Source organism: Geojedonia litorea, from assembly GCF_042654525.1.
Taxonomy (GTDB): Bacteria; Bacteroidota; Bacteroidia; order Flavobacteriales; family Flavobacteriaceae; genus Geojedonia; species Geojedonia litorea.
This window is the reverse complement of record NZ_JBHSGP010000005.1, coordinates 70,319-96,571: the sequence shown is the minus strand read 5'-3', so window position 1 is coordinate 96,571 and position 26,253 is coordinate 70,319. Positions and strand designations below refer to the sequence as shown.

General features: G+C 36.7%; 24 protein-coding genes. 12 read left to right on the top strand and 12 right to left on the bottom strand.

From position 1 onward, the window contains the following. The first annotated feature begins 50 nt into the window (after positions 1 to 50). From secA to ACFO5O_RS02390, 5 genes are all read left to right on the top strand, one after another. Entirely contained in the window at positions 51 to 3,404 is a 3,354-nt protein-coding gene (gene secA, locus ACFO5O_RS02410; RefSeq protein ID WP_387960601.1) for a preprotein translocase subunit SecA, read from the top strand. An 89-nt stretch (positions 3,405 to 3,493) separates the two neighbouring features. Further along, positions 3,494 to 4,501, top strand: a complete 1,008-nt coding sequence (locus tag ACFO5O_RS02405; RefSeq protein ID WP_387960599.1) for an SMP-30/gluconolactonase/LRE family protein — start codon at positions 3,494 to 3,496, stop codon at positions 4,499 to 4,501. A 9-nt stretch (positions 4,502 to 4,510) separates the two neighbouring features. Then, entirely contained in the window at positions 4,511 to 4,996 is a 486-nt protein-coding gene (locus ACFO5O_RS02400; RefSeq protein WP_387960988.1) for a gluconokinase, read from the top strand. Then, on the top strand, positions 4,989 to 6,392 hold the full coding sequence (gene gndA, locus ACFO5O_RS02395; protein ID WP_387960597.1) for an NADP-dependent phosphogluconate dehydrogenase: 1,404 nt from the start codon (positions 4,989 to 4,991) through the stop codon (positions 6,390 to 6,392). Before ACFO5O_RS02400 ends, gndA begins: the two co-directional genes overlap by 8 nt. After that, positions 6,389 to 7,732, top strand: coding sequence for a GntP family permease (locus tag ACFO5O_RS02390; RefSeq protein WP_387960595.1), 1,344 nt, complete (start codon positions 6,389 to 6,391; stop codon positions 7,730 to 7,732). Before gndA ends, ACFO5O_RS02390 begins: the two co-directional genes overlap by 4 nt. 37 nt (positions 7,733 to 7,769) lie before the next feature. On the opposite strand, the gene ACFO5O_RS02385 is transcribed toward ACFO5O_RS02390, so the two are convergent. The 4 genes from ACFO5O_RS02385 to ACFO5O_RS02370 are packed head-to-tail and all read right to left on the bottom strand — an operon-like array spanning position 7,770 to position 11,156. After that, positions 7,770 to 8,471 (bottom strand): peptidoglycan DD-metalloendopeptidase family protein, encoded by a 702-nt coding sequence (locus ACFO5O_RS02385; protein ID WP_387960593.1) that lies wholly within the window; start codon positions 8,469 to 8,471, stop codon positions 7,770 to 7,772. Positions 8,472 to 8,501: 30 nt separating this feature from the next. After that, positions 8,502 to 10,046 (bottom strand): hypothetical protein, encoded by a 1,545-nt coding sequence (locus ACFO5O_RS02380; RefSeq protein WP_387960591.1) that lies wholly within the window; start codon positions 10,044 to 10,046, stop codon positions 8,502 to 8,504. An 11-nt stretch (positions 10,047 to 10,057) separates the two neighbouring features. Further along, on the bottom strand, positions 10,058 to 10,621 hold the full coding sequence (locus tag ACFO5O_RS02375; protein WP_387960589.1) for a hypothetical protein: 564 nt from the start codon (positions 10,619 to 10,621) through the stop codon (positions 10,058 to 10,060). Then, a complete protein-coding gene (locus ACFO5O_RS02370; protein ID WP_387960587.1) occupies positions 10,605 to 11,156 on the bottom strand; it encodes an RNA polymerase sigma factor in 552 nt (183 codons plus the stop codon). Before ACFO5O_RS02370 ends, ACFO5O_RS02375 begins: the two co-directional genes overlap by 17 nt. A 185-nt stretch (positions 11,157 to 11,341) precedes the next feature. On the opposite strand from ACFO5O_RS02370, the gene ACFO5O_RS02365 reads away from it, so the two are divergent. From ACFO5O_RS02365 to ACFO5O_RS02355, 3 genes are all read left to right on the top strand, one after another. After that, positions 11,342 to 11,917 carry a DUF2911 domain-containing protein gene (locus ACFO5O_RS02365; protein WP_387960585.1) on the top strand — a complete coding sequence of 192 codons (576 nt, stop codon included), beginning with the start codon at positions 11,342 to 11,344 and terminating at the stop codon, positions 11,915 to 11,917. Positions 11,918 to 11,934: 17 nt separating this feature from the next. Continuing rightward, positions 11,935 to 13,020, top strand: coding sequence for a methylmalonyl Co-A mutase-associated GTPase MeaB (gene meaB, locus ACFO5O_RS02360; protein WP_387960583.1), 1,086 nt, complete (start codon positions 11,935 to 11,937; stop codon positions 13,018 to 13,020). Positions 13,021 to 13,217: 197 nt separating this feature from the next. Beyond that, positions 13,218 to 14,108, top strand: coding sequence for a diacylglycerol/lipid kinase family protein (locus ACFO5O_RS02355; protein WP_387960581.1), 891 nt, complete (start codon positions 13,218 to 13,220; stop codon positions 14,106 to 14,108). On the opposite strand, the gene ACFO5O_RS02350 is transcribed toward ACFO5O_RS02355, so the two are convergent. Beyond that, positions 14,101 to 15,051, bottom strand: coding sequence for an NAD-dependent epimerase/dehydratase family protein (locus ACFO5O_RS02350; protein WP_387960986.1), 951 nt, complete (start codon positions 15,049 to 15,051; stop codon positions 14,101 to 14,103). The two genes, ACFO5O_RS02355 and ACFO5O_RS02350, sit on opposite strands and share 8 nt — an antisense overlap. A 102-nt stretch (positions 15,052 to 15,153) precedes the next feature. Between ACFO5O_RS02350 and ACFO5O_RS02345 the strand changes: the two genes are divergently transcribed. The 3 genes from ACFO5O_RS02345 to ACFO5O_RS02335 are packed head-to-tail and all read left to right on the top strand — an operon-like array spanning position 15,154 to position 18,114. Further along, entirely contained in the window at positions 15,154 to 15,870 is a 717-nt protein-coding gene (locus tag ACFO5O_RS02345; RefSeq protein ID WP_387960579.1) for a glycosyltransferase family 2 protein, read from the top strand. Next, the gene (locus ACFO5O_RS02340; protein ID WP_387960577.1) at positions 15,867 to 16,499 is read left to right on the top strand and encodes a lipid-A-disaccharide synthase N-terminal domain-containing protein; all 633 of its coding nucleotides are present in this window, start codon (positions 15,867 to 15,869) and stop codon (positions 16,497 to 16,499) included. Before ACFO5O_RS02345 ends, ACFO5O_RS02340 begins: the two co-directional genes overlap by 4 nt. Next, positions 16,483 to 18,114 carry an ArnT family glycosyltransferase gene (locus ACFO5O_RS02335; protein ID WP_387960575.1) on the top strand — a complete coding sequence of 544 codons (1,632 nt, stop codon included), beginning with the start codon at positions 16,483 to 16,485 and terminating at the stop codon, positions 18,112 to 18,114. The genes ACFO5O_RS02340 and ACFO5O_RS02335 overlap by 17 nt, the downstream gene beginning before the upstream one ends. 2 nt (positions 18,115 to 18,116) lie before the next feature. Here the strand turns inward: ACFO5O_RS02335 and ACFO5O_RS02330 are convergent, their stop codons facing one another. From ACFO5O_RS02330 to ACFO5O_RS02320, 3 genes are read right to left on the bottom strand one after another with little or no spacing between them, the layout of a single operon-like run. After that, the gene (locus ACFO5O_RS02330) at positions 18,117 to 18,689 is read right to left on the bottom strand and encodes a phosphatase PAP2 family protein (protein ID WP_387960573.1); all 573 of its coding nucleotides are present in this window, start codon (positions 18,687 to 18,689) and stop codon (positions 18,117 to 18,119) included. A 16-nt stretch (positions 18,690 to 18,705) separates the two neighbouring features. Then, positions 18,706 to 18,933, bottom strand: coding sequence for a hypothetical protein (locus tag ACFO5O_RS02325; RefSeq protein ID WP_387960571.1), 228 nt, complete (start codon positions 18,931 to 18,933; stop codon positions 18,706 to 18,708). Beyond that, a complete protein-coding gene (locus ACFO5O_RS02320) occupies positions 18,920 to 20,317 on the bottom strand; it encodes an MATE family efflux transporter (protein WP_387960569.1) in 1,398 nt (465 codons plus the stop codon). The genes ACFO5O_RS02325 and ACFO5O_RS02320 overlap by 14 nt, the downstream gene beginning before the upstream one ends. 396 nt (positions 20,318 to 20,713) lie before the next feature. Between ACFO5O_RS02320 and ACFO5O_RS02315 the strand changes: the two genes are divergently transcribed. Further along, entirely contained in the window at positions 20,714 to 21,649 is a 936-nt protein-coding gene (locus ACFO5O_RS02315; protein WP_387960567.1) for a TolB family protein, read from the top strand. A gap of 8 nt (positions 21,650 to 21,657) precedes the next feature. Here the strand turns inward: ACFO5O_RS02315 and ACFO5O_RS02310 are convergent, their stop codons facing one another. The 4 genes from ACFO5O_RS02310 to ACFO5O_RS02295 form a co-directional block, all read right to left on the bottom strand. Further along, entirely contained in the window at positions 21,658 to 22,599 is a 942-nt protein-coding gene (locus tag ACFO5O_RS02310) for an NAD(P)H-dependent flavin oxidoreductase (RefSeq protein WP_387960565.1), read from the bottom strand. After that, positions 22,600 to 24,210, bottom strand: a complete 1,611-nt coding sequence (locus tag ACFO5O_RS02305) for a S8 family serine peptidase (RefSeq protein ID WP_387960563.1) — start codon at positions 24,208 to 24,210, stop codon at positions 22,600 to 22,602. Between the two features lie 32 nt (positions 24,211 to 24,242). Next, positions 24,243 to 25,430 (bottom strand): tRNA 2-thiouridine(34) synthase MnmA, encoded by a 1,188-nt coding sequence (mnmA, locus tag ACFO5O_RS02300; RefSeq protein WP_387960561.1) that lies wholly within the window; start codon positions 25,428 to 25,430, stop codon positions 24,243 to 24,245. A gap of 98 nt (positions 25,431 to 25,528) precedes the next feature. Continuing rightward, on the bottom strand, positions 25,529 to 26,227 hold the full coding sequence (locus ACFO5O_RS02295; protein WP_387960559.1) for a toxin-antitoxin system YwqK family antitoxin: 699 nt from the start codon (positions 26,225 to 26,227) through the stop codon (positions 25,529 to 25,531). Positions 26,228 to 26,253: the final 26 nt, after the last annotated feature.

Here is a 26,253-nt window from a genome sequence, read left to right as displayed (position 1 = left end):
CCAAAAAGCAAACGGTGGTTAATTAGGACAGAACATAAAATAATATACACATGAGTTTTTTAAATTCAGTATTAAAGGTATTTGTGGGAGACAAATCCAAACAGGACGTCAAAGCCATAATGCCAATAGTAGCACAAGTAAAAACCTTTGAACAGGCACTTGAACAACTTTCACATGACGAATTAAGAGCTAAAACCGCAAGTTTTAAAGCAAAAATCGCTGAAGCACGACAACCCTTAAACGATAAAATTGAAGCTCTACTCAAAGATGCTGAAGCTACAGAAGACATCGACCAACGTGAAGACATCTACCAAGAAATTGATGGCATTAAAGACGAAATATACACCATCACCGAAGGCGTATTAAATGAAATTTTACCAGAAGCCTTTGCGGTTGTAAAAGAAACGGCAAAACGGTTTGTAGCCAATACGACCATTGAAGTTTCAGCCAGTACTTTTGACCGAGAAATTTCAGGAAGCAAAGACTATGTCTCTCTTGAAGATGACAAAGCCATTTGGTCCAATTCGTGGGATGCCGCTGGAAAACCTATTACCTGGGATATGGTGCACTATGATGTACAACTTATAGGTGGTATCGCCATGCATCAAGGTAAAATTGCCGAGATGCAAACTGGTGAAGGTAAAACTTTGGTTGCTACGCTTCCAATGTACCTTAATGCCTTATCAGGTCGTGGTGTGCATTTGGTAACCGTTAACGATTATTTGGCCAAGCGTGATAGTGCTTGGATGGCACCTATATTTGAGTTCCATGGTTTGAGTGTGGATTGTATAGATTACCATCAGCCTAATTCGGCGGCACGTAAAAAAGCATACAACGCCGACATCACTTATGGTACCAATAACGAATTTGGTTTTGATTATCTGCGTGATAATATGGCACATTCACCTGATGATTTGGTGCAACGCCCACATCACTTTGCGATTGTGGATGAGGTGGATTCGGTATTGGTCGATGATGCCCGTACGCCATTAATTATTTCTGGTCCTATACCTCAAGGTGACCGCCACGAGTTTACCGAGTTAAAACCAAAAGTAGACGATATTGTAAACGTACAACGTAAATACTTAACAGGTGTCCTTGCTGAAGCTAAAAAATTAATTGCTGAAGGTGACACCAAAGAAGGTGGTTTTAAATTATTACGCGTATACCGCGGGATGCCTAAAAATAAGGCCTTAATTAAGTTTTTAAGTGAAGAAGGAATTAAACAATTGCTTCAAAAGACTGAAAACTTCTACATGCAGGACAATAACCGTGAAATGCCAAAGGTTGATGCCGAACTGTACTATGTGATTGATGAAAAAAACAATCAAATTGAGCTATCGGATAAAGGTGTCGATTTTCTTTCTGGTAAAGATGATCCCAACTTCTTTGTAATGCCTGAAATTGGTGTAGAAATCGCCAAAATTGAAGCTAAAGGACTTTCAAAAGAAGAAGAAGCCAACGAAAAAGAAGAACTGTTTAAAGAGTTCGGCATCAAGTCTGAACGCATTCATACCCTTAACCAATTATTGAAGGCTTATGCCCTATTTGAAAAGGATATTCAATACGTCGTGATTGACAATAAGGTCATGATTGTTGATGAGCAAACGGGACGTATTATGGATGGTCGTCGTTATAGCGACGGACTTCACCAAGCCATTGAAGCCAAAGAAAATGTAAAAATTGAAGATGCCACACAAACTTTTGCGACTGTAACACTTCAAAATTACTTTAGAATGTACCGTAAGTTATCGGGTATGACGGGTACTGCGGTTACCGAAGCAGGTGAGTTCTGGGAAATTTACAAATTAGATGTAGTAGAAATCCCAACTAATAGACCAATTGCCAGAGATGACCGTGAAGATTTGGTGTATAAAACCAAACGGGAAAAATACAATGCCGTTATTGACGAAGTTACCCAACTTTCGCAAGCTGGTCGCCCAGTATTGATTGGTACCACTTCAGTTGAAATCAGTGAGTTGTTAGGAAAGATGTTGGATATTCGAAAAATTCCACATAACGTCTTAAACGCCAAACTTCATAAAAAAGAGGCCGATATTGTAGCACAAGCTGGACAATCGGGTCAGGTCACCATCGCTACCAACATGGCAGGTCGTGGTACCGACATTAAATTAAGTGATGACGTTAAGAAAGCAGGCGGTTTAGCTATTATTGGTACAGAGCGCCATGATTCTAGACGTGTTGACCGTCAGTTACGTGGTCGAGCAGGTCGTCAAGGTGATCCTGGAAGTTCACAGTTTTATGTGTCTTTAGAAGATAATTTAATGCGTCTCTTTGGTAGTGAACGTATTGCCAAAATGATGGATAGAATGGGATTGAAGGAAGGTGAAGTGATTCAGCATTCCATGATTTCAAAATCTATAGAACGCGCCCAGAAGAAAGTGGAAGAAAACAACTTTGGCGTTAGAAAGCGTCTATTGGAATATGATGACGTGATGAATGCCCAACGTGAAGTGGTATACAAACGTCGTCGTCATGCTCTTCATGGTGAACGTTTACGTGTAGATTTAGCTAACATGATTTACGATACTTCTGAAGGCATTGCGCTTTCAAATAAAGAAGCCAATGACTTTAAAAACTTTGAGTTTGAACTTATCCGATTCTTCTCAATGAGTTCACCAATTACTGAAGCTGAATTTGCAAAATTAACAGCTCAAGAGATTGCAGGTAAAATTTATAAGGCTGCATTTACCCATTACAGAGAAAAAATGGAACGTAATGCTGAATTAGCCTACCCTGTTATCAAAAATGTATATGAAACCCAGCGTGATAAATTTAAACGCATCGTGGTTCCTTTTACTGATGGTGTCAAAAACCTTCAAGTGGTTACCGATTTGGAGAAAGCCTATGAATCTCAAGGAAAGCAACTTATTAATGACTTTGAGAAGAATATCACACTGGCCATTGTAGATGATTCCTGGAAAACCCATTTGCGTAAAATGGATGAACTAAAACAATCGGTACAGTTGGCGGTTCACGAACAAAAAGATCCTTTATTGATCTATAAATTTGAAGCATTTGAGTTGTTCAAATCGATGATTGACCAGGTGAACAAAGATGTGATTTCCTTCTTGTTTAAAGGAGAATTGCCTACTGAAACACAGAACACTATTAGAGAGGCCAGAGCGCGTAAACAAGAAAAATTGAATACCCAAAAGGATGAAATTCCAAATATGGATGAACGTGCCGCACAAAGCAGAGCTGCTGGAAACACACAGCGTCAACCCGAAGTAGTAGAAACCATTGTTAGGGATCGACCAAAGATTGGACGTAATGACCGTGTGACCATAAAACATGTCATCAGTGGTGAAAATAAAACTCTTAAATACAAGCAAGCCGAACCGCTTATCACCAAAGGTGAATGGGTTTTGGTAGACGAATAAATCGTTTTAAAAATCAAGATTTACATTAAAACTCCTAACAGCCCACTGTTAGGAGTTTTTTTTCTATTTTTATTCCAAATCCACGTTTAATGAAGCACCAACTAAATTTGTTTTGGAAACTACGAACGCTTTTCATAGTAGTTACATTCACCATGTCACTTATTGGATGTCAGAACAAAAAAAAACAAGAATTACCCTCTGAAACTGTGAACACACTTAAAAATAAGGCTATACTTGAATACAATATTAAAGCGCAATTAGGTGAAGGTGCCTTTTGGAATCATCAAACCCAAGAATTCTATTGGATTGATATTGAGGCGAAGCAATTGCATATTTATAACCCTAAAACAAAAACCAATCGAACGTTAGAAACCCCTTCTCGTATTGGCACCGTTGTTCCTATTGATACCATTTCTGCTTTAGTTGCACTTGAAGATGGGATTTATAAAATGAATATTACAACTGGAGAGACCACATTACTTTCGGATGTAGAACAGAATATACCTACCAATAGATTTAATGACGGGAAATGCGACCCCTCTGGTCGACTTTGGGTAGGTTCCATGGGGCTGAAACAACGTCCTCATGTGGCCAATCTCTATATGATAGATGCAAAAGGACAAGCACACTTAAAATTGGATAGTATTACTATTTCTAATGGTATTGTCTGGACTAAAGACAAAGCTACTATGTATTATATAGACACCCCAACTTTGGAAATCAAGGCCTTTGATTATGATGATGTCACAGGAACTATCTCCAACCCAAGAATTGCGGTAAAAGTTGCAGATTCGTTGGGCTATCCTGATGGTATGACCATTGACGAACATGACAATTTATGGGTAGGTATGTGGAATGGTAATGCGGTACTTTGCTTTGACCCAAAAACAGGCGAAGTGATTTCTAGAATTGAAGTACCGGCACATAATGTAACGTCCTGCGCTTTTGGCGGCACTACATTAGACACTTTGTTTATAACAACAGCGAGTATAGATATGTCAGAAGAAGAGCAACATCGCTATCCCTTGGCCGGTTCGGTATTTAAGGCAGTTCCAGGAGTAAAGGGAGTTAAAAATACCTTCTTTAAAACAGAATAAGTGAAAGACATGATTATTGTAATGGGTGTAAGTGGCTGTGGAAAAACGACAATTGGTGAACAATTGGCTAAAGCTTTAAATCTGCCATTTTACGATGCCGATGATTTTCATCCACAAGCGAATATTGATAAAATGAAACAAAACATTGCCTTAACCGATGTAGACCGTCATCCTTGGTTACTAACACTAGCCAACCATATAGCGGATTGGGACACCCGCGGAGGTGCAGTACTTTCTTGTTCAGCATTAAAAGAATCCTACCGAACAGTATTAGCTTCAACATCAAAATCTGTCACCTGGGTGTATTTAAAAGGCAGTTTTGAGCTTATAAAATCGCGCATTGAAGAACGTACAGGTCATTATATGGCATCCCATTTATTGCAATCGCAATTTGATGCTCTAGAAGAACCAAATTATGGTTATCACATTACCATTGATCAATCACCAGAGCGCATTATAGAAACACTTGTATCAAATTTAAAAACACATGAGTAAATCACAATTTGGCGTCATTGGCCTGGGCGTTATGGGAAAGAGCTTAAGTCTCAACTTGGCCGAAAATGGTATTGACACTTCCGTCTATAATCGAAGTGAAGGTAATGAAGCACATGTCGTGTCATCTTTTTTAGAACACAATTCCTCCTTTAAAAACATTCAAGGCTTTACAAACATTGACCAATTTGTGGCCTCATTAGCAACTCCAAGAAAAATTCTTATTATGGTTAAAGCTGGTGCTATAATAGATCTAGTGATTGACCAATTACTACCCTATTTATCGGCAAATGATATTATTATCGATGGCGGAAATTCTCATTACAATGATACGCAAAGACGCTATTCAGATTTAAATAAAAACGGGATTCATTTTATAGGTTGTGGTGTTTCTGGCGGTGAAGAAGGTGCTAGAAAAGGACCGTCACTTATGCCCGGAGGTCATCCTCAAAGTTATAAATTAGTCGCCCCTATTTTGGAGTCTATAGCCGCCAAAGATACTAAAGGTAATCCCTGTTGTACGTTTATTGGCAAGGATGGCGCTGGACATTTTGTTAAAATGATTCACAACGGGATGGAGTATGCAGAAATGCAGCTGCTTGCTGAACTCTATGCGTTACTCTCAACATCTATGACCAATGAAGTCATTGCGGAATTATTTACTTCATGGAACAACAGCGATTTATCCAGTTATTTATTGGAAATCACTATTGATATCCTCCGTAAGAAAGAAGGTGACGACTACCTTTTGGACAAAGTACTGGATAAGGCTGGAAATAAGGGCACTGGCAATTGGTCGAGTAAAACCGCTTTAGATCTTGGGGTTCCAGCCAATATTATGACTTCGGCTCTGTTTGCGAGGTATCTATCCGCTTTTAAAACCTCTCGCGAACAACTTGCAAAACAGTTAAATCATAAAAAATCAAAAGGGTTAACACCCGATTTAAAAGCTTTGGAGAACGCCTATAGGATGGCTCGAATTTTAAATCATCATCAAGGTTTTCAACTTATGCAGCAAGCCTCTGACGTCAATTCTTGGGAGCTAAATCTTTCTGAAATTGCACGTATTTGGACCAATGGCTGTATTATCCGATCTCAATTTATGGAGGATTCTATTTTATATTTAAAATCCTCTAATGATCTTTTATCCCATCCTTCCATATTTAAAACTTTGGAAACTACAGAACCTGACATCATCCATCTTATACAATCGGGCATGATCAATCGGGTGGCTGTAGACACTTTTTGGTCGGCCTATAATTATTGGATTAGTATGACAACCGATCGATTACCTGCAAACCTAATTCAGGCCCAACGCGATTATTTTGGAGCCCATACTTTTGAACGTACTGATGCGCCATTAAATCAATTTTTTCACGCCAATTGGGATTCAGCATGATCGACTTTAACCTAGTAGCAGCCGTTCTAATTGGAATTGCAGTCCTTCTGACTCTTATCTTAAAATTAAGAATCCAAGCCTTTATCGCTCTATTAGTATCGAGTATTATTGTTGGCATCCTTGCTGGTATGGCTCCAATGGCTATTATAAGTACTATGCAAGAAGGCATGGGCGACACTTTAGGATTTGTGGCTATGGTGGTTGGCTTGGGCGCAATGTTTGGAGCCATTTTGGAGCATAGTGGTGGCGCCGAGGCCTTGGCCAAATATTTACTAAACACATTTGGTGAAAAACGTGCCTCCTGGGCATTAATGCTTACCGGTTTTTTTGTGGCCATCCCCGTATTTTTTGATGTGGCCTTTATCATTTTAGTGCCATTAATTTATTCCCTACAACGAAAAACCAAAAAGTCATTATTAATCTATGGCATTCCCCTGTTGGCAGGTTTGGCTATCACACATGCCTTCATTCCACCGACGCCAGGTCCAGTTGCTGTGGCAGATATTTTAAAGGCTGATCTCGGCTGGGTAATAACTTTTGGATTTTTAGCAGGCATTCCAGCAGCAATCATTAGTGGGCCTTTATTTGCAAATTATATCGCAAAAAAGATTCACATTGATGCCCCTCCATTAGATGACAATCCTACGGAAGTCACCAAATACCCTGCCGTTGGGTTGATTTTAACCATCATTGGAATTCCCATAATACTGATTGTAAGCAATACGCTTTTAAACAGCCCTATGGCAAGCAATTTACAGCTCTCCAACACTACTAAATCTTGGCTTCAGATGCTTGGACACCCGTTTTCGGCATTGATTTTAGCCAATCTTATTGCTTGGTATGTACTTGGCGTTGCCAGAGGCGTTGCGAGCGCTACGCTCTTAAAGATTACTAGTAAATCCATGGCTCCAGCAGGTATAATTATTTTGTTGACCGGTGCTGGTGGCGTATTCAAGCAAATGTTGGTGAATACCAAAACAGGAGAAATGCTTGCTAATTATTTTGCAGAACAAGGTGTAAGCATCTTATTATTCGCCTTTTTAGCTGCCGTTATTGTAAGAGTGCTTCAGGGTTCAGCGACTGTGGCTATGATAACCGCCGCCGGGCTCACTGCCCCTTTATTAGCCATTGATGTTAGTGCCATTGACAAAGCGCTATTAGTCATCGCCATTGCTTCAGGGGCCTCCATTTTATCGCATGTGAATGACAGTGGTTTCTGGTTAGTGAGTAAATATTTAGGACTAAACGAAAAACAAACTTTTAGAAGCTGGACGATGATGACTACAATTCTGGCACTTGTTGGATTTGGAGCCGTTTGCATCATGTCATTAGTCTTTTAACTCTTAAAAGCAAGCCCATTGGTTTGTATCTCAACCATTAGGAACCCGCAGTTAATTTTAAAAGCAGATTTGGGTCTGGGCAATTACCTAGATAAAATTCTAAATCCTGTTGTGAACATACACCTGGATAATCACCTTCAAATCCCTGAAGATCCCTTATGATTTGAAAATGTAAATGCGGTGGATAATCCCCATTAACAGAAGCTTCTCCCAAAGTTGCTATTTCCTCCCCTTGTTTAAACTGTTGCCCTTTTTTTAAATTAGATATGGAAGCAAGACTTAAATGCCCATAGAGTGTATAAAATTTAACCCCATTAACATTATGTTTTAAAATAAGTGTAGGGCCATAATCACCATAATTTTCATTGTTTTTAAAACTGTGAATGGTTCCTTCCAAGGGTGCATATATAGGTGTGTCTACTTCAATCCATAAATCTAGCCCCAAATGTATATTACGCTCGGTGGCATCATCATTCTGATTAAAATAGGTGCTGCGTTGGTATATGTTTCTCACTTCATTATAACCTCCAAATGCTACTTGAGCATTATTAGAAGTGATATAGCTAAACACAAAATTCCCCAGAGCTTCAGAACTGGAAGTATCAATAGCTTTCAATGCTAAATTATTTTTTGAAAGATCTAATGAAATATAGTCTTTTAAAGGAATATTAGAATCTAGAACCCTTAAAGATTTTGAGCTGATATGGGCAATAAAGTCAGAAAATTGGATGTTGGTCATGCACGAATATATTTCCTCAAAAATAGGAAACTATTGCATAACAACTTGGCTAAATTTAGCATTAACCACAATGGTTTTTGGGCTGCTTAAATTTCCTGTAGAAAAGGTAGAAACAGATTCTGAAGACTTCTTTTTAGGGTGGCTTAATCGCGAACGACTACCTTTATATTGCAGATTATAATCAGTAGCAGGTAAATGTATAAGGGCATCACTATTCTCCAAAACAATATTGAGATTTGAAAAACTATTGGCAATATGGTTTACAGACAAATCACCAAAGCTTCCATCAATTACTGCATTACCCGTTAAGGTATCAATTCCAATGTTTGAAGAATTGGAGTTAAGCACCAATCTATTCACGGTTTTAATTTGAGCTTTATCCACAAAATTTAATTTTAACTCTCCTAAATCCCAGGTGCTAATTAACACTGGAGAGTAGGACACATTGATGGAAGTCTCGCTTCCACCAATGTGATTTGCTACTAATGTAGAATGTGATATATCTGCTTTCAAGTTATTGATGATTGACGAAAATTTTAATTCACCATGCCTTACATTCATTTTCAATTTGGCATCCTTTGGCATTTTAATTTTTATCGTCCTGATAACTTTACTGTTTCGATTTTCGATTGATTGTTCTAATTCTGATTGTCTGTTTTCCAAACGCTTTTGACGCTCTTCCATACGTTTAGCGAGTTCTTTGTCGCGTTGCTCCATACGTTTTTCAAACTCTTTAGAACGCTTTTCAATAGCTTCAGCACGTTTTTCCATTTCTTTGCCATGCTTTTCTTCCCAAACTTTCATTTTCTCCTCAAACTCCTTGCCCCATTGTTCGCCAAATTTTTCACCCCATGCTTCCATTTTAGCTTCGTATTCCTTCCCGAAATTTTTACCAAACTCTTCACCCCAGGCTTCCATTTCCTTTTCGTAGCTTTTCCAATCGACTTTACTAAACTCTTTAGCCCAAGCTTTCATTTTGTCCTTGTAAGCCTTTCCGTATTTGGCTTCGTACTCTGCACTCCATCTTTCCAAATATGCTTCTCCATCCTTTTTATAGGCTTCGGTATCAAAATTCACATTATGGATCCCTTCTGGTAATTTTGGTAATGCGGGCATCTTTGGCATCTTTGGCATTTTCATTTCAGGTAGAACTGGCATTTCAGGCATTTCTGGAAGCACTGGCATTTCTGGCAAGTCGGCCAAGTGGATTTCCAAATCCCTTAAGGCATCAAAATTGAAATTGAAATCGAAATCATGATCACCCCATGACCCTCGATTACCTTGAGCCGAAATGGTCACATTATTTCCTGAACCTTCTACCTTAACATTCCAAGCATCTAGTGCTTTTTTGAGCTCTTCTTTACTCAACTTGTCACTACCAATGTAGGCTTCAATCTCTAAAGTGTTTTTGTTCCAGGTGTCTACTTCAATTTGTACATAACTGGTGTTAAGATTGATGTTCACATCTTTAGTGACGTCTACTGATTTTGACAATTTAGTCATCTTCTGTTGTGCCGACATACTAAATGTACCACAACATAAGAGTAGTGTCATTATTAATTTTATGTGTTTCATTTTTATTGTTTTTAACTTGTTTGTTGATCTAAATCTGACTCGTTTAAATCCTGTAATTGTTCTTTAAGACGATATAATAAATTAAGACGAAGTTTAAGATTATCAATTAGAGCACTTACTGTAAGTTCGTTTGGACCATTCTCGGTCAACTCAACCGAAAGTTTCGTGTATTCGTCATTTAACTCTTCAAGTTTCAGCACGTAACCATCAAAAAGCTCTTTATTCTCTGGCGTTAATTTTACTTTAGACAATTCTAAATTGATGTTCGCCAGATAATAATCTTCAACTTTTTTTAAGTCTGGGGAAATATCTCCTAAGGACTTAAGTTGTGTAGCCACTTCTGTTTTTGGCTGTTCAACAGGGGTTTCAAATACTTTATACGCTCCAAAACTCAAACCAATTAGCACCACTACGCTTGCCGCAATATTTATAAAATTAAATATTGACCTCTTTTTAGTCTCAACCGGCAAGGCCTGATCTAGTTTATCTAAAAATCGAGCTTCGTGACCATCTGGCATTTTAAGCTTGGATAGTTGAGTCTCTTGCTCCAATAATTTTCTAATGTCCTGCGCCATGATGTTTGTGTGTTAAAAGTTCTTTTAATTGTGTTTTTCCTCGAGATAACTGTGTTCGCGAAGCAACTTCTGAAATATTTAAAATTTCGGCTATTTCCTGATGGTCATAACCTTCAATTAAATACAGCATCACTACGTATTGATACTTGTCAGGAAGCTTATTAATCGCGTGTTTAACCTCGTCTAGAGTTATACTATCGTCTACCAACCATTCGTTATCATAATTATCATCAACTACTTTAAGGTGCACCTCATCCAATTGCAGCATTTGCTGTTTTTTAGATTTAAGTAAATCAATGCTTTTATTGATTACGATACGTTTTAACCAGGCTCCAAAAGTAACTTCGGCCTTATATTGATGTAATTTGGAAAAAGCTTTTATAAAAGCTTCTTGTACTACATCTTCGGCCTCCATAGTATCTTTAACAAAACGCATAGCTACAGCAAACATGCCATCGCAATATTGATTATACAATTGCAATTGTGCTATTCGGTTGTTTTGCTTGCATTTTTCAATAATATCAACTTGAAACATGCGTTATTAGATCTTTTGGTTAATGGTTGAGTTCGTTATAAGGACGATACAAAAAAACAAGTGTTGCAAAATGCGATGCTTTTTTTTTAAATTCATACAAAATGTAATAAAATTCCGTTAAGTATTTTACACCTATGGTATTTAAATTATATTTATCATAAATTACAAAACACATAAAATTGCTTATGAATACGTTTTTAAAACGACTGTTGGTCTTGTTGACTATTGTGACTTTAGGTCTTTTTTTATACTCTATTTTTGTTGAAAACATTTTTGCTTCTAGATTAAGCCCTAAAGATTCGGTGGAGTTTAAGCTTAACGACTTAAAATTAGAAGTGTTTTATAATAGGCCTTCCAAAAAAGGGCGCGTTATTTTTGGAGGATTGGTGCCATTTAATGAAGTATGGCGAACAGGAGCCAATGAAGCTACAACTTTTATAACCAATAAAGATCTGTTCATTAAAGGCTATGTTGTGCCAAAAGGCGAATATACTTTATGGACCGTGCCCAATGACAGTGTTTGGAAAGTTATGTTTAATACCAAAAAGTACAAATGGGGGGTAGATGAGCAAATGAAACCCATGTGGGATCCAAATTATGACCTACTAGAAATTGATGTTCCTGTAGAACAATTAGACTCTGTAGTAGAACAGTTTACTATTGCTTTTAATAATACTACCGGACATTTAAAGCTTACTATGGCTTGGGATACTACAAAAATTGAAGTACCTTTAGAAGAGGCAACTCCTCAAGGTGACTAAAACCAATAGCATCTATTGTGAACAAAAAAAGCAAATCTTCTTCAGCATTAAATGAACGGCAAGGAATAGCTGATACAGATCTTACTAATTCATCATCTATTGATGCCTTAAAAAAAAGACGACAAATACAACCATCAGCTGATGAGTTGGTCAAAGGTATCATCTCTGGTGATATTACAGCATTGAGTCGTGCCATTACCCTATTAGAAAGCTCTAATCCTAGTCATTTAGAAAAGGCAAATGGTATATTAAAGGCATGTTTGGCCTACTCCAATCCATCTATACGGCTAGGAATCACAGGTGTTCCAGGGGTAGGGAAAAGCACCTTTATTGAAGCTTTTGGTCTACATCTTATATCTCAAGGTAAAAAAGTGGCAGTTTTAGCAGTTGACCCTAGTAGTTCCATCACAAAAGGTAGTATCCTTGGTGATAAAACTCGCATGGAAGATTTGGTTAAAAGTCCGAATGCTTTTATTAGGCCTTCACCTTCGGGAAGCTCTTTAGGTGGAGTTGCACGAAAAACTAGAGAATCTATTATCCTATGTGAAGCAGCAGGTTTTGATACCATTATTATAGAAACGGTAGGTGTTGGTCAAAGCGAAACGGCCGTTCATAGTATGGTTGATTTCTTTTTATTATTAAAATTGGCTGGTGCTGGAGATGAACTCCAAGGCATAAAGCGAGGCATTATGGAAATGGCAGACGCTATTGCCATAAATAAAGCCGATGGAAAGAATATGAAACAGGCAAAACTTGCCAAAGTTGAATTTAGTAGGGCGTTGCATCTCTATCCTGCTAAAGCGTCTGGGTGGCAACCCAAAGTACGTCTCTGTAGTGCCCTTCACAATGAAGGCATTGATGAATTATGGAATATGATTGAGGACTTTTTAAAGTTTACCAAGAAAAACAAATGGTTTGAAACTCATCGAACCGAACAAAATAAATTTTGGCTATTGCAAACCATTGAAGACCGCCTGAAATCGGATTTTTATGCCCTTCCAAAAGTCAAAAAAGCACTAGAAATACAATTACAACAAATTCAAGCTGGTAAAACTACGCCATTTGCTGCCGCAGAATTTCTTTTAGGGCTCCAAATAAAATAATTTCTGAAGCACTGATTTTTTACAATAATTTTAGCAAATAATAAGTTGATACTTCTCTACATTTGCTCAAAACATTTAATAAAATCAATTATGTTGAAGTTGTTTTGTCTTGACTGTTTTGCATTACCAAAAGTGTTTGTTAGTGCATTTACTTTATTATCTCGTTTTTGCGTCTTATCTTAATGGATTACAATGATATGACAAAAGCCATTCACATACACTTTATTATTAACCCAGTCGCTGGATCTGGCAACAATGATTTACGTCTTGAAGATGTGTATGACATCTTTGATCCTGAACACTATGAGGTGTCTATAAAATATTCAGAATATCCAACACATTCCACAATACTTACCAAGGATTCTCTAAAAGAACAAGCTTCAATTATAGTGGCTTGTGGTGGCGATGGCACCATCAATGAAATTGCCCGGTGTATTGTTAATACGCCTGTAATTTTAGGGATTATTCCTATGGGGTCTGGAAATGGCCTTGCCTCCCATCTTAATATCCCCAAGAATAAAAAACAGGCCTTAATGGTGATAAAAAAACAAGCCATTAAAAAAATAGATGTCGGACGGTTTAATGATAATTATTTTTTTAGCAATGCAGGATTTGGTATTGCGGCTAAAGTGATTAAACACTACCAAGCTTCCAAAAAAAGAAGATTTTATAGTTATTTAAAAGCTTCTATAAAATCACTTTTGGAATCTAAAGATGACCATTTGATTCAAATTTCAACAAACAATGAAAAGCTGTCCATTAATCCATTGCTGCTTTTTATTTCTAATTCTAATGAAATGGGCTATAAGGTTAGTTTAACCCCAAAAGCTTCACTACAAGATGGTTTATTAGATATAGTCATGGTGCCTAAAACAAATAAGTTAAGGACCCTTTTGTTTGGATTTTTAATGCTTTTTAAAAAGCATCATATCTTAAAAGAAGTCAAAAGTTTTCAGATTAAAAATGCAGAACTTTCGCAATCCCATGAAAAGCTATTTCACTCCCAAATTGATGGCGAGTATTTTCCTATAAATAAAAAATCTATTTCGATATCTGTAATGGAGAAGTCGTTACAGGTTATTACTTAATCGCATTGAAATTTGACTTAAACCAATCAACTTGATGTTTAACCGCTTGTAGCAGAGTGGTCTTTGGATTGTAATTCAGTAACTTTCTAGCCTTATCAATATTGGCTTTAGTGCGCAATTGATCTCCCGGACGTTTTGGAATGACATGAAGCATAATTGACCTTCCTAATACCTGCTCTACGGCTTCAATGCCTTCTTGAGTAGTATGTTCAACTTCAGTTCCTAGATTAATTATTTCACCATTAACTTTTTCTTCATTACCAATAACACTAACCACACCATCAACAATATCTCCAACATAAGTAAAGCTGCGTAAATGTACATCACTACCTTCAAAAAGTGGAAAGGCTTCACCTTTCAACCCTAAATCAATAAGTTTTGTATACATTTTTTCAGGGCGTTCTCTTGGGCCAATAACCGAATACAATCGCAATGAACAGGCTTTAAACTGGTTTTCGCGACTTTTTTGTAGTACTAGTTGCTCCGCAGCCAATTTAGTCACTCCATAATGTGATGCAGGTTCTGGTGCCACATCTTCGGGAAAGGTGGCTTCTAGACCGTAAATGGAAGAGGTCCCGATATTCACAAAAAGTTTTAACCGCTTACAACCCAAAGCATAATCTATTAATTGCTTTGTGGCAATTACATTATTACTAAAATAATCTTCAAATGTAGACGTGGATGAAATTCCAGGTTGTGCTGCAAAATGAAAAATATAATCTACATCTTCAGGCAACATACTATTTAAGTTTTCGGCCCTCAAATCGGCTTTAATAATTTTAATGCCTTTCGCCTCTAATGCTTTAGCATTTAACTGTTTCAATTCAAGACTGTAATAAGGTGAAAAATTATCCACACCTATCACTTCATGGCCTTCTTTTTTTAGACGTTCAGCGGTATGTGACCCTATAAATCCAACCGCTCCGGTAACAAGTATTTTCATCATAAAATGGCTATCCCGTGCAAAATAACGATTTTTATATCAATAAGAATCATTATATATTAACATAAAAAGAATATTTTTGCCAGAACAAAGCACTAATAAATGCACTATAAATTCACCATTATTGTTCCTGTTTATAATGAAGAAGAAAATTTAGAGCGAGTTGAACAAGAACTCTTGGCGTATACCAAAATAGCCACTTTTCCCACGAAAATAATGTTTGTGAATGATGGCTCTAAAGACGGTAGCCAACTTTTAATTGAAAATATTTGTGAACGGCACTCTAATTTTTCATACATCGCGTTCAAAGAGAATCGAGGATTAAGTGCAGCTATAAAAGCAGGTTTTGACTATGCCGAAACTGAGCTCGTAGGTTACATCGATTCTGATCTTCAAACGGCACCATCCGATTTCAACCTGCTTTTGGAGTACATTGGAGACTATGATTTGGTCACTGGAGTTCGCGCCAATAGAAAAGATTCGTTTGTTAAAAATATGTCTTCCAAAATTGCCAATGGAATTCGCAGGACGTTTACACATGATGGTATGGATGACACTGGCTGTCCTTTAAAAGTAATCAAGACTGAGTATGCCAAACGTATTCCCATGTTTAAAGGATTACACCGCTTTTTGCCAGCCATGATTTTATTACAGCATGGTAAAGTAATTCAAGTACCCGTACAACATTTCCCGAGGGTAGCTGGAACCGCAAAATTTGGGTTATGGAATCGTTTATTGGGGCCGCTTATGGATTGTTTTGCCTATTTGTGGATGAAGAAAAAGTACATCAATTATACGGTAGCAAAACAAAGTAAATGAGCAATTGGATCATCTATAGCATAGGGTTTATTGCTCAAATCTTATTTTCTTCTAGGCTTGTTGTACAGTGGATTACTTCGGAAAAGCAAAAGAAGGTCATTACACCTACCCTATTTTGGACCTTAAGTTTATTTGCGTCTTTTTTACTCTTTATTTATGGGTATTTAAGAAGCGATTTTGCTATTATGCTTGGGCAAGGCTTAACATATTTTATATACATTCGAAATTTACAGCTTCAAGGCGAATGGTCTAAATTTCCAAAAATCATACGCTATCTATTATTAGGTGTACCAACTTTTATTGTCATTTACTACTTTAATAATAATGTAATTGATAGAGATATTCTATTTAAAAATGAGGCTATCCCATTATGGCTTTTAGTTTTAGGAATCATCTCGCAAGTTGTTTTTACCTTTCGATTTGTATATCAATGGTTATATTCAGAATACAAAAAACAATCTACTTTACCATTTGGATTTTGGTTATTAAGTTTAGTAGGTTCGTTATTAATTTTAATCTATGCTATTTTTAGACGTGACCCTGTACTATTTTTAGGTCACGGCCTTGGACTAATTATTTATGCCAGAAATCTTATATTAATAAAAAAAGAAGATGCTAGAAACGATTGAACGTAAGCCTATTTTATCCATCTTTTTGATTGTAGTAACCATGCTTGGTTTTAGTATAGACTATCTACCGGTAAGCATTATGGAAGCACGTAATTTTATTACTGCAAGAGAAATGGTAATCGATGGCAATTGGCTTTTAACCACTATGAATGGTTTGGCCCGATATGAAAAACCTCCTTTACCAACATGGCTTACGGCATGTTTTGGTATGTTATGCGGTATTAAAAATCTGCTGGCATTGCGATTACCTGCCATTTTATGTGTTGCTTTAGCAGGTATAGGGATTTATAAAGTTTCATTTAACATCCTGGAACACAAATTACACAGTTTTTACAACGCCTTAATTGGGGTAACGTCATTTTATGTAATTGGCATTGTTATAGAAGCACCTTGGGATATATATACACATGCCTTCATGCTTATTTCAATTTATTATCTTTTTCAATTATTTAGAACAGAACAAAACTTAAAATATAGTGTATTAGCTGGAAGTTTCATGGGGTTATCCATTTTATGCAAAGGTCCCATTTCCATTTACGCTTTATTATTACCTTTTTTAATAGCCTATGGCTTTGTTTATGGTTATCGACTCAACAGGACCAAAATAGGTTCTATTTTTATGAGCATTATTATTGCATTATGTATTGGCGGATGGTGGTATTTTTACGTAAGAATAAATGACCCCGAAACCTTTTTGGCCATAGCACAAAAAGAAACTGGCAACTGGTCCAGTTATAATGTAAAGCCTTTTTACTATTACTGGAGCTTCTTTACCCAAAGCGGGATTTGGACTATTCCTGCATTTATCGCCCTACTCTATCCTTATATGAAATCTAGAGTTAGCAATTTAAGAGCTTATCATTTTAGCCTCCTTTGGACGCTTACTGCCGTTGTTTTATTGTCTTTAATTCCTGAAAAAAAATCGAGATATCTTATGCCAGTACTTATTCCAATGGCGATCAACACTGGGTTTTATATAGAATATTTGATACGTTCATTCAAAACATTAAATGACAAAAGGGAAACCTTTCCTGTTTATTTTAATTTTGGCTTAATTGCTTTGATTGGACTTGCTTTTCCTCTCGTTGGTTTTTTTATTGCACCACAATTGAATGGTGTGTTGCTATTTTGGTTTGCTCTGGCTTCGTTGGCTTTATTCGGCATTGGCCTTTTCATTCTAATCCAATTAAAGTCTAAAAACATTAAACTTGTGTTCTATTCTTGTATTGGTTTTATAGCTGCTATTCTTATTGCTGTTTTACCACTGACTAAAACCCAAGTTGCATCAAACTATCACCCAATTTCTAGCCTCAGCGAAGAGGCATCTCAACAAGGGTTAAAGGTTTATAGCTTTAGTACTGTTGCACCAGAAATGATTTGGCAATTTGGAGATAAGATTCCTGAATTAAAAAATGAAGACAACCAAATTCATCTTCCTAACGAAACCAAGTTTGGGATGTTAGCAACTAGTATTAGTCCAGAAGATCAAAATCTTTTGAATGCCAATTATCACATTGAATTAATTACAACCTACGATTTAAATAGAGCTGATCAAGATTCAAGACAATATAATGGACGATTATTTGCCGACTATTATATCTTAATCAAAAAATAGTTTCAGGCAAGTATAAACTTTGAGTGTAAATACTTATCGAGTCTATAAAATGCATACCCTGATAGGGCACCAAATATCAGACCGCTAACCACATCTAAAGGATAATGTGCACCAACATAAATTCTACTATACCCCATAACTATTGACCAAAAAATCAAGATATGAATGAGGTATTTAAATCTAGAACGTAACATAGATCCAACAAAAATTGCTACTGCCATTGAATTGCTAGCATGCCCTGAAAAATAACCATACTGTCCACCACAGGTAGCTCTAACCAAACGCATAAATTCTGATACACCGTCTTCATGACATGGTCGTAATCGTTGCACCGTATGCTTAAACAAATTGGTCACTTGATCAGTGAATGAAATCATGAGTACAATCACTAATAATGTAAGAATAAACATTCTAGTATTCAATTTTTTATACATCCAATAAGCCAATAAAGCATATAAAGGAATCCAAAATACTTTGGTAGTATAGGTAAGCCAAAACGCATCCCAGTATACATTTCCAAGACCATTGAGGTATAAAAATAATTCTTTATCAAAAGCTACCAATTGATCGATCATAGTCTATAGAATTATATTAGTCTTCGTAGTTTTTAATTTCGCGGTCGTAAAAATCATTCGCCAATTGAATTAGGTTTTCCATTTCATTCTCGAGTTCCTTTTCATCTTCAGCATCAAACTCCTCAAACCATTCTACCTCATCATCTTCTAGGTTAATAATAAACCTAGGAAACTCGGTATGAATAATAAAAATGGCGTTGGGATAATCAGTATTATCACCTAGAATAAATTTAGGAAGTTGCATGCGCTTGGTTTTCTTTTTGTAAAATTAACTTTTTTGTTAAGTAATTAAATCTAAAATACAATAAAATTGCAGCAGATGATAATCCTGCCAAAAGTCCTAGCCAAATTCCAAAACTTCCTAACTGCTCTTCCTTTCCGAAGTAAAAACTCACTGGGAAGCCAATCACCCAATACGAAATAAAGGTAATAATAGTGGGTATTTTTACGTCTTGTAAGCCGCGTAAGGCCCCTAATACTACCACTTGTATACTATCACTGATTTGAAAAATAGCCGCTGCGATTAACAAAGTGGAGGCAATTTTGACTACTTCGGTATTGTCGATTAGATTTTTGGTATCAGCAAAATCAACATATAATTTTGGCAACTGCTCATGGAACGCAAAGAAAATTAGTCCGAAACAAATAGCCAGCAAAATGGCCAACAGAAAAATTGAAAAAGCAATGCGTCGCAGTTCCAAATAATCCCTTAACCCTTTTTGGTTTCCTACTCGAATCATAGCTGCTACACTCAATCCCATAGCGACCATAAATGTCATGGACGACAAGTTCAAGGCAATTTGATTTGCTGCCTGCGGATTTTTTCCTAATAAGCCACTTAACCATATTGCTGCTGTAAAAATGGCCACTTCAAAGAACATTTGCATGGCACTCGGAGCCCCTAAACTCATAAGTTTTTTGAGCATGGGTCGTTGTAGAGTTAACAACTTAATATTAGTGACGTAGGCTTTTGATTTTTCCTTGTTTTTAAGTAAAAGCCACATATACCACACCATTATAAAGCGCGAAATTAATGTGCCAAGTGCCGCACCAACAATGCCCATTTCTGGAAAACCGAACTTTCCAAAAATGAGGAGGTAATTCAAAATTAAATTGATAATATTCGCAACAACAGTGGCGTACATTGGATATCTTGTCATGGACAGACCATCACTGAACTGTTTAAAAGCTTGAAAAACAACTAGTGGAATTAGTGATAGTGCTACCAAATCTAGATAAGGTATGGCCAACTTTACTACTTCTTCAGGTTGTTTCATCAAATACATTAATGGCTTGGCCAAAATCACCATTAAAAACAAAGAAATACCCAAAACACTGCATAAAAACAAACCATGTTTAAATGAAGATTTTCCTTTATTGAATTTCTGTTCGGCATCAGCTTCTGCAATTAAAGGGGTAATGGCGGTTGAAAATCCAATCCCCAGTGACATTGCAATAAACATAAAACTATTCCCTAAAGAGACAGCAGCGAGCTCGGCAGTACCTAATTGTCCTACCATGATATTATCGACAAAACTCACAAAGGTATGCCCTAACATACCCAACATTACGGGAGCAGCTAGTTTCCAATTGTATTTAAATTCTTTTGTGTAGTTTGATAAAATCACTTGAAGTTTTTACTGGGCCAAAGGTAAGTTTTAGAATTTTATATTTAAATTAATTAATAACAATATTGAAATCTTAAACCCAACAAATTGACAATTATGCTTTTAAAAAATATTATTGTTGATAACTAAACCTTGTTTTTCTTTACAAGAATCCTTAAAATTTTTATTTTTACTATTAGTTATTTAGTATCGATTGCTAGATTGATACCATTCAAATTACTTAGAGACTTTTAGCTATTATTTTAGAGGGATTTAAAAATTATGTTGTTAAAAAGTTTCACATTAAAGAGGGGCCATTTTTGCCCCTTTTTTGTTGTTTACTACTTAAGAAATTAACATTTCTTTTAAGCAAAGCATCGCTGTGATTACTAAATTGCTACTCAAAATCATCTTATAATGAAGCCCTTTACTATTATTTTGATCTTCTTATGTCAGTTTGGATTTGCACAATCAAATGAACTTGAGGTTCAACCCTTTTTAAAAGAAATTGTATCGCAGTTTCCAAATGTTAGGGATCTTGCTATTGCTCCTAACGGTAATGAAATTATGTTTACAGCACAAAGTATCATGGGCAACTTGTCGGCCATTGTCGTGGTCAAAAAAGTAGGAAAAGATTGGGGCAAACCTCAAGTTGCGCCATTTTCGGGACAGCACTTTGATCTCGAACCCTTCTTTTCACAGGATGGTTTACGATTATATTTTGTTTCTACACGACCTCTAAGTCCTACTGAAACCGAACCCAAAGACTTTGATATCTGGTTTGTTGAACGTACTTCATTACAATCTCCTTGGTCTGAAGCTAAAAATATGGGCAGCCCAATTAATACCGAGCATGGCGAATTTTACCCTTCAATCGCCAATAATGGTAATTTTTACTTTACAAGAGATCAACCAGAATTAAAACGCAAAGACGATATTTATGTGAGTACTTTTGAAAACGGAAACTATAGCCCTCCCAAAGTACTTCCAGATACTGTTAACTCTGACGGTTACGAATATAATGCCTTTATTGCACCCGATGAATCCTATCTTATTTTTGGAGCCTATGCTCGAGAAGATGGTTTAGGAAGTGGCGATTTGTATATAAGTTTTAAAACACAAACAGGATGGACACAAGCCAAAAACCTAGCTATTGCCAACTCTGATAAAATGGACTATTGCCCATTTGTAGATACCAATAGCTTATATTTTACCAGTAAATTAGACCGAACACGAACGAAACACTCAACACCGTTGGATATGCCTGCACTCTTACAGGAATTCAACAGTTATGAAAATGGATTGAGCAGATTGTATAAAATTCCGTTTGATGCTAATATATATAAGAATTAAAGCGAGCATTATAAATTTGAAATCGCTTGTTTTGCATCTTCAAACTCCAGCATTAAATCATTCACAATTTGTGCTACTGGTTTTATATCATGTATCAAGCCCGCAATTTGCCCAATTTCCAACTCTCCTTCTTCCAAATCGCCTTCGAACATTCCTTTTTTTGCTCGGGCTCTGCCTAATAACTCCTTTAATTGTTCAATATTAGGTGAGGTTTTATAAAGTTTTTGGACGTCTTCATAAAATTTATTTTTTATGAGACGAACTGGAGCTAATTCTTTAAGTGTCAATACGGTATCGCCTTCTTTGGCATCAACTACCACCTTTTTAAAAGCTTGATGTGCAGAACTTTCTTCGCTAGCCACAAAACGACTTCCTACTTGTACAGCATCGGCACCTAAAACCATAGCGGCTAACATACCTCGACCAGAAGCAATACCACCTGCTGCGATCAATGGAATTTGTATCTGCTCTTTTACCATGGGAATAAGCGTAAATGTGGTTGTTTCTTCCCTCCCATTATGTCCACCAGCTTCAACGCCTTCAGCAACAACAGCATCTACACCAGCCTCTTGAGCCTTAAGTGCGAACTTGACACTACTTACCACATGTACAACCGTAATCCCTTTTTCTTTGAGATATGAGGTCCATGTTTTTGGGTTTCCGGCTGAAGTGAACACAATTTTCACATCTTCTTCAACAATTATATCCATGATTTTTTCAATATCCGGATACAGCATGGGTACATTAACCCCAAAAGGCTTTTGAGTAGCCTGTTTACATTTTTGAATGTGTTCACGAAGCACTTCTGGATACATGGAACCTGCACCAATAAGCCCCAAAACTCCAGCGTTACTTGCAGCTGAAGCTAATCTCCAGCCACTATTCCAAACCATACCTGCTTGAATTATAGGATATTTAATTTGAAAAAGGTCGGTTATTTTATTAGTCATTTAAGATTTGATAAGTTTATAAGTCTTTGATGTGTTTTTATTTTGAAGTCTAACCATATACCATCCAGAAGACAGCTCTGAAACATCAATACTGGTTTTAGATTTAGATAGTTGTTGTTGGATTATGGCCTTGCCGAGTACATCATAAATGATCAATTTAATTTCTTCAATAGTACTAGGAATATGAATAAACAAATCCTGCCAAACTGGATTAGGAAATAGTTTAAATTCAAACACTTCTTCTTCGGCCTCAAAGCCTAATTCAAATGCTAGAGCTAAATCTGGTATGCCATAACCTAGAAAATAATCTGGAGTTTCATACTGTGATGCCGATCGTCTAACGACATCCATAATTTCAAAATTTGAAGCATCTGGTAAAGCTTGCCATAATGAGGCAATCCCTCCGGCCATAATTGGTGAACTAAAAGATGTACCATTGGCGCTCGCAATAGCATTTCCACTTGTAATAACTGCTGCAGCTAATCCTTTGGCGACAACATCTGGTTTTTGCGTGGGCTGGATCTCACTTCCTCTTGAACTAAAAAACGCATACTGTCCATTGGCATCCACAGCGCCAATACTTAACACACCTGCAGCATCTGCTGGAGCACCTACGCCTTTATAGCTTGAGCTATTGCCTGCATTTCCTGCAGAGGTCACGACCAATATGCCTTTTTCTGAAGCTATATTGGCTCCTTTACTAATAAATGCCGTTTGACCATTCATATTAGCTGCGGTATATGAATAATTTGGATTGTCATATCCAAAGTAACCTAAAGATGTATTAATGATATCAACCCCTAAACTATCAGCACGTTCAGCGGCTTCGACCCAATAACTTTCTTCAACCGGAGTTTCGCTAAATACGTCTTCTGTTCTAAAGACATAATAGGAAGCGTCGGGTGCTGTACCCACATATTGATCTTGTATAAATCCTGCCATAGTACTTAAAACATTAGTACCGTGACTATTGCCTGAAAAGGCATAAACATTAGGCGTTCGATCTACAAAATCATAGCCGCCTAATAAATCTCCATTGTTCCTTAAACGTTGAAATGCCCCCATGGTATTGACATTTGGAAACCCTGCATCTAAGACTGCGATAGTTATCCCTTCGCCAGTAAAATCATCAATGTGCAAGGAATTTACATTGATCATCTCAACCTGATTTTGAGTACTTCCATAAGCAAAATCCACTTGAATATCTTCAATTACAAATTTATCATTAGGCTGTGAGACTCTACTAGTATTCAAGCTTTTATCAGCAAAATCAACTCGAGATACAAAACTCAAATTTTTAAGCGCGTTGATGTCGGTTTCACTACCTCTCACATGTACCGCATTAAACCATTTTGATTTTGCCATTACCGTAATTCCTGTTTGAGATTTGAGTTGTGAAATATAATTTTCATTAACAGGCACATCGCGTTCGTCTATGGCCACATTATGTCTGTTCTTTCTATTTAACGCTTTTTGAGTAAGTATAGTAGTAGGATTAGCTAATGAGGCCGAAACATTTTCCTTGTCGCTTAAATAGACCCAAGCATCTTGCTGGGAAAGCGCAGGAAATGACCCTGCAAAAAAAATAAAAACAACGAATAGATGTTTCATAGCACAACAATTTGGGATAATTGTAATGCAATTTAAGAAATAACTCCCGAACCCACTAATTCATCATTGAGATACCAAGCCACAAACTGACCCTCTGTGATTGCAGACTGGGCAGATTCAAAGGCTACATATAAGCCTCCTTCAATTTTGTGCAGTGTTGCTTTTTGCAAAGGTTGGCGGTATCTAATGCGTGCCATCACCTCCATAGTTTCATCAGGTTTTAAGGCTAGGTCTTCCCGTATCCAGTGCAATTCAGCATCAGTAACAAACAAGGCTTTTTTTAACAATCCTGGGTGGTTTTTACCCTGTCCCGTATATATAATATTTTCGTCCACGTCGGTTTCAATCACAAACAAAGGTTCCACGGTACCACCTACAGCCAAACCTTTTCGTTGTCCTTTGGTAAAATAGTGGGCACCTTGATGTTTACCAACTACTTTCCCATCAGTGGCCTTATAATTAATTTTTCGTGAAAGGAAAGCCAGCTTTTCAGATTCTGAATTAAATTTTGGTACATCCTCTGAATAAATTTCCTTTTGCTCTGAAATTTCAATAATAATCCCTTCTTTGGGTTTCAGTTTTTGCTGAAGAAATTCTGGCAACCTCACTTTACCAATAAAACATAGCCCTTGAGAATCTTTTTTCTCGGCAGTAACCAAATTCAATTTTGAAGCTATTTCTCTAACCTGTGGTTTTGTCAATTCACCAATAGGAAATAGCGATTTGGACAATTGTTCTTGGGATAGTTGGCATAAAAAATACGACTGATCTTTATTGGTATCAACCCCAGATAGGAGTTGATAAATAGCTTTCCCGTTTTTTTGAATCACTCCTTTTCTGCAATAATGCCCTGTAGCAACAAAATCGGCTCCAAGGTCTAAAGCAATTTTCATAAAGACATCAAACTTAATCTCTCTATTACAAAGTACATCTGGGTTTGGGGTTCTCCCTTTTTGGTACTCATCAAACATATAATCTACAATACGTGCTTTGTATTGCTCACTTAAATCTACAGTTTGAAAAGGAATTCCCAATTTATCGGCCACGAGCATGGCGTCATTACTATCGTCGAGCCAAGGGCACTCGTCAGAAATGGTCACCGAGTCATCATGCCAATTTTTCATAAATAAGCCTATCACTTCATAGCCTTGCTCCTTTAATAAATAGGCTGCAACACTAGAATCTACACCTCCCGAAAGTCCTACAATAACTCGTTTCAAAATTGCCTTAATGATTTAATTTTGCAAAATTACAAAATAAAAAATGGCAAGCTATTCAACTTGCCATTTAAATTAGTTATGTAATGTATTACTGTTTTCTATTGTTTTTTAGGATTTTTACTAGTCACTGTAAAATCTTTCTCTTCAGTTAATTTGCCATTGGTATAATACTTCCAAATGCCGTGTTTTTGTCCGCGCTTATAAGCACCTTCCGCAATGAGTTGTCCTTTATTGTCGTAGTACTTTGATAGACCATGTAGTTCATCATTTTCATACATAAATTCCTTAATCAGAACGCCTTTTTCTGAATACCAAGTTGCCTTGCCTTCTTGTTTCCCGTTAATAAAGTTTGACGTTTCGGCAATCTGTCCCAATTCATAAAACACTATCTTTTCACCATGCAATTGCCCCTTATCATTATAATGTTCAATAGACATCACTGTGGGGACCTTTTTATGATAGTAGGTCCATTTATCAATAAAGAGTTTACCATCCATTTTACCCTCACTAATTAGTTTCCCTGTGGAGGAAAAAAACTTGACGATGGCAATTTCATTATCGGCATTAAACTCTTTAGTGGCACTTAAAACGCTCTTGCCGTTTACTAATTTATAGAATTTAAAAAGCCCTATTTCTTTTCCATGAGCAAACTGACCTTCATAACGAGGTTGATTGGTTTTATCAAAATTCTTTCTCCACATTCCATGACGCTCACCGTTTATATCCATCTGATTGATGTCTTGAGCCTTAACTGTATAAGAAACTAGAACTAAAAATAACAAACTAATAGTTTTCATAAATCCACTAACGTTAATTTTAATTT

Excerpts from the sequence above, each read along its gene's own strand:
- ACFO5O_RS02345 (WP_387960579.1), top strand. The coding sequence starts at position 15,154 with ATGCACTATAAATTCACCATTATTGTTCCTGTTTATAATGAAGAAGAA.
- ACFO5O_RS02375 (WP_387960589.1), bottom strand. The coding sequence starts at position 10,621 with ATGGCGCAGGACATTAGAAAATTATTGGAGCAAGAGACTCAACTATCC.
- ACFO5O_RS02355 (WP_387960581.1), top strand. The coding sequence starts at position 13,218 with ATGACAAAAGCCATTCACATACACTTTATTATTAACCCAGTCGCTGGA.
- ACFO5O_RS02350 (WP_387960986.1), bottom strand. The coding sequence starts at position 15,051 with ATGAAAATACTTGTTACCGGAGCGGTTGGATTTATAGGGTCACATACC.
- ACFO5O_RS02295 (WP_387960559.1), bottom strand. The coding sequence starts at position 26,227 with ATGAAAACTATTAGTTTGTTATTTTTAGTTCTAGTTTCTTATACAGTT.
- ACFO5O_RS02305 (WP_387960563.1), bottom strand. The coding sequence starts at position 24,210 with ATGAAACATCTATTCGTTGTTTTTATTTTTTTTGCAGGGTCATTTCCT.
- ACFO5O_RS02315 (WP_387960567.1), top strand. The coding sequence starts at position 20,714 with ATGAAGCCCTTTACTATTATTTTGATCTTCTTATGTCAGTTTGGATTT.
- ACFO5O_RS02405 (WP_387960599.1), top strand. The coding sequence starts at position 3,494 with ATGAAGCACCAACTAAATTTGTTTTGGAAACTACGAACGCTTTTCATA.
- ACFO5O_RS02330 (WP_387960573.1), bottom strand. The coding sequence starts at position 18,689 with ATGATCGATCAATTGGTAGCTTTTGATAAAGAATTATTTTTATACCTC.
- ACFO5O_RS02340 (WP_387960577.1), top strand. The coding sequence starts at position 15,867 with ATGAGCAATTGGATCATCTATAGCATAGGGTTTATTGCTCAAATCTTA.
- gndA (WP_387960597.1), top strand. The coding sequence starts at position 4,989 with ATGAGTAAATCACAATTTGGCGTCATTGGCCTGGGCGTTATGGGAAAG.
- ACFO5O_RS02325 (WP_387960571.1), bottom strand. The coding sequence starts at position 18,933 with ATGCAACTTCCTAAATTTATTCTAGGTGATAATACTGATTATCCCAAC.
- ACFO5O_RS02385 (WP_387960593.1), bottom strand. The coding sequence starts at position 8,471 with ATGACCAACATCCAATTTTCTGACTTTATTGCCCATATCAGCTCAAAA.
- secA (WP_387960601.1), top strand. The coding sequence starts at position 51 with ATGAGTTTTTTAAATTCAGTATTAAAGGTATTTGTGGGAGACAAATCC.
- ACFO5O_RS02380 (WP_387960591.1), bottom strand. The coding sequence starts at position 10,046 with ATGAAACACATAAAATTAATAATGACACTACTCTTATGTTGTGGTACA.
- ACFO5O_RS02365 (WP_387960585.1), top strand. The coding sequence starts at position 11,342 with ATGAATACGTTTTTAAAACGACTGTTGGTCTTGTTGACTATTGTGACT.
- ACFO5O_RS02335 (WP_387960575.1), top strand. The coding sequence starts at position 16,483 with ATGCTAGAAACGATTGAACGTAAGCCTATTTTATCCATCTTTTTGATT.
- ACFO5O_RS02400 (WP_387960988.1), top strand. The coding sequence starts at position 4,511 with ATGATTATTGTAATGGGTGTAAGTGGCTGTGGAAAAACGACAATTGGT.
- ACFO5O_RS02370 (WP_387960587.1), bottom strand. The coding sequence starts at position 11,156 with ATGTTTCAAGTTGATATTATTGAAAAATGCAAGCAAAACAACCGAATA.
- ACFO5O_RS02310 (WP_387960565.1), bottom strand. The coding sequence starts at position 22,599 with ATGACTAATAAAATAACCGACCTTTTTCAAATTAAATATCCTATAATT.
- ACFO5O_RS02390 (WP_387960595.1), top strand. The coding sequence starts at position 6,389 with ATGATCGACTTTAACCTAGTAGCAGCCGTTCTAATTGGAATTGCAGTC.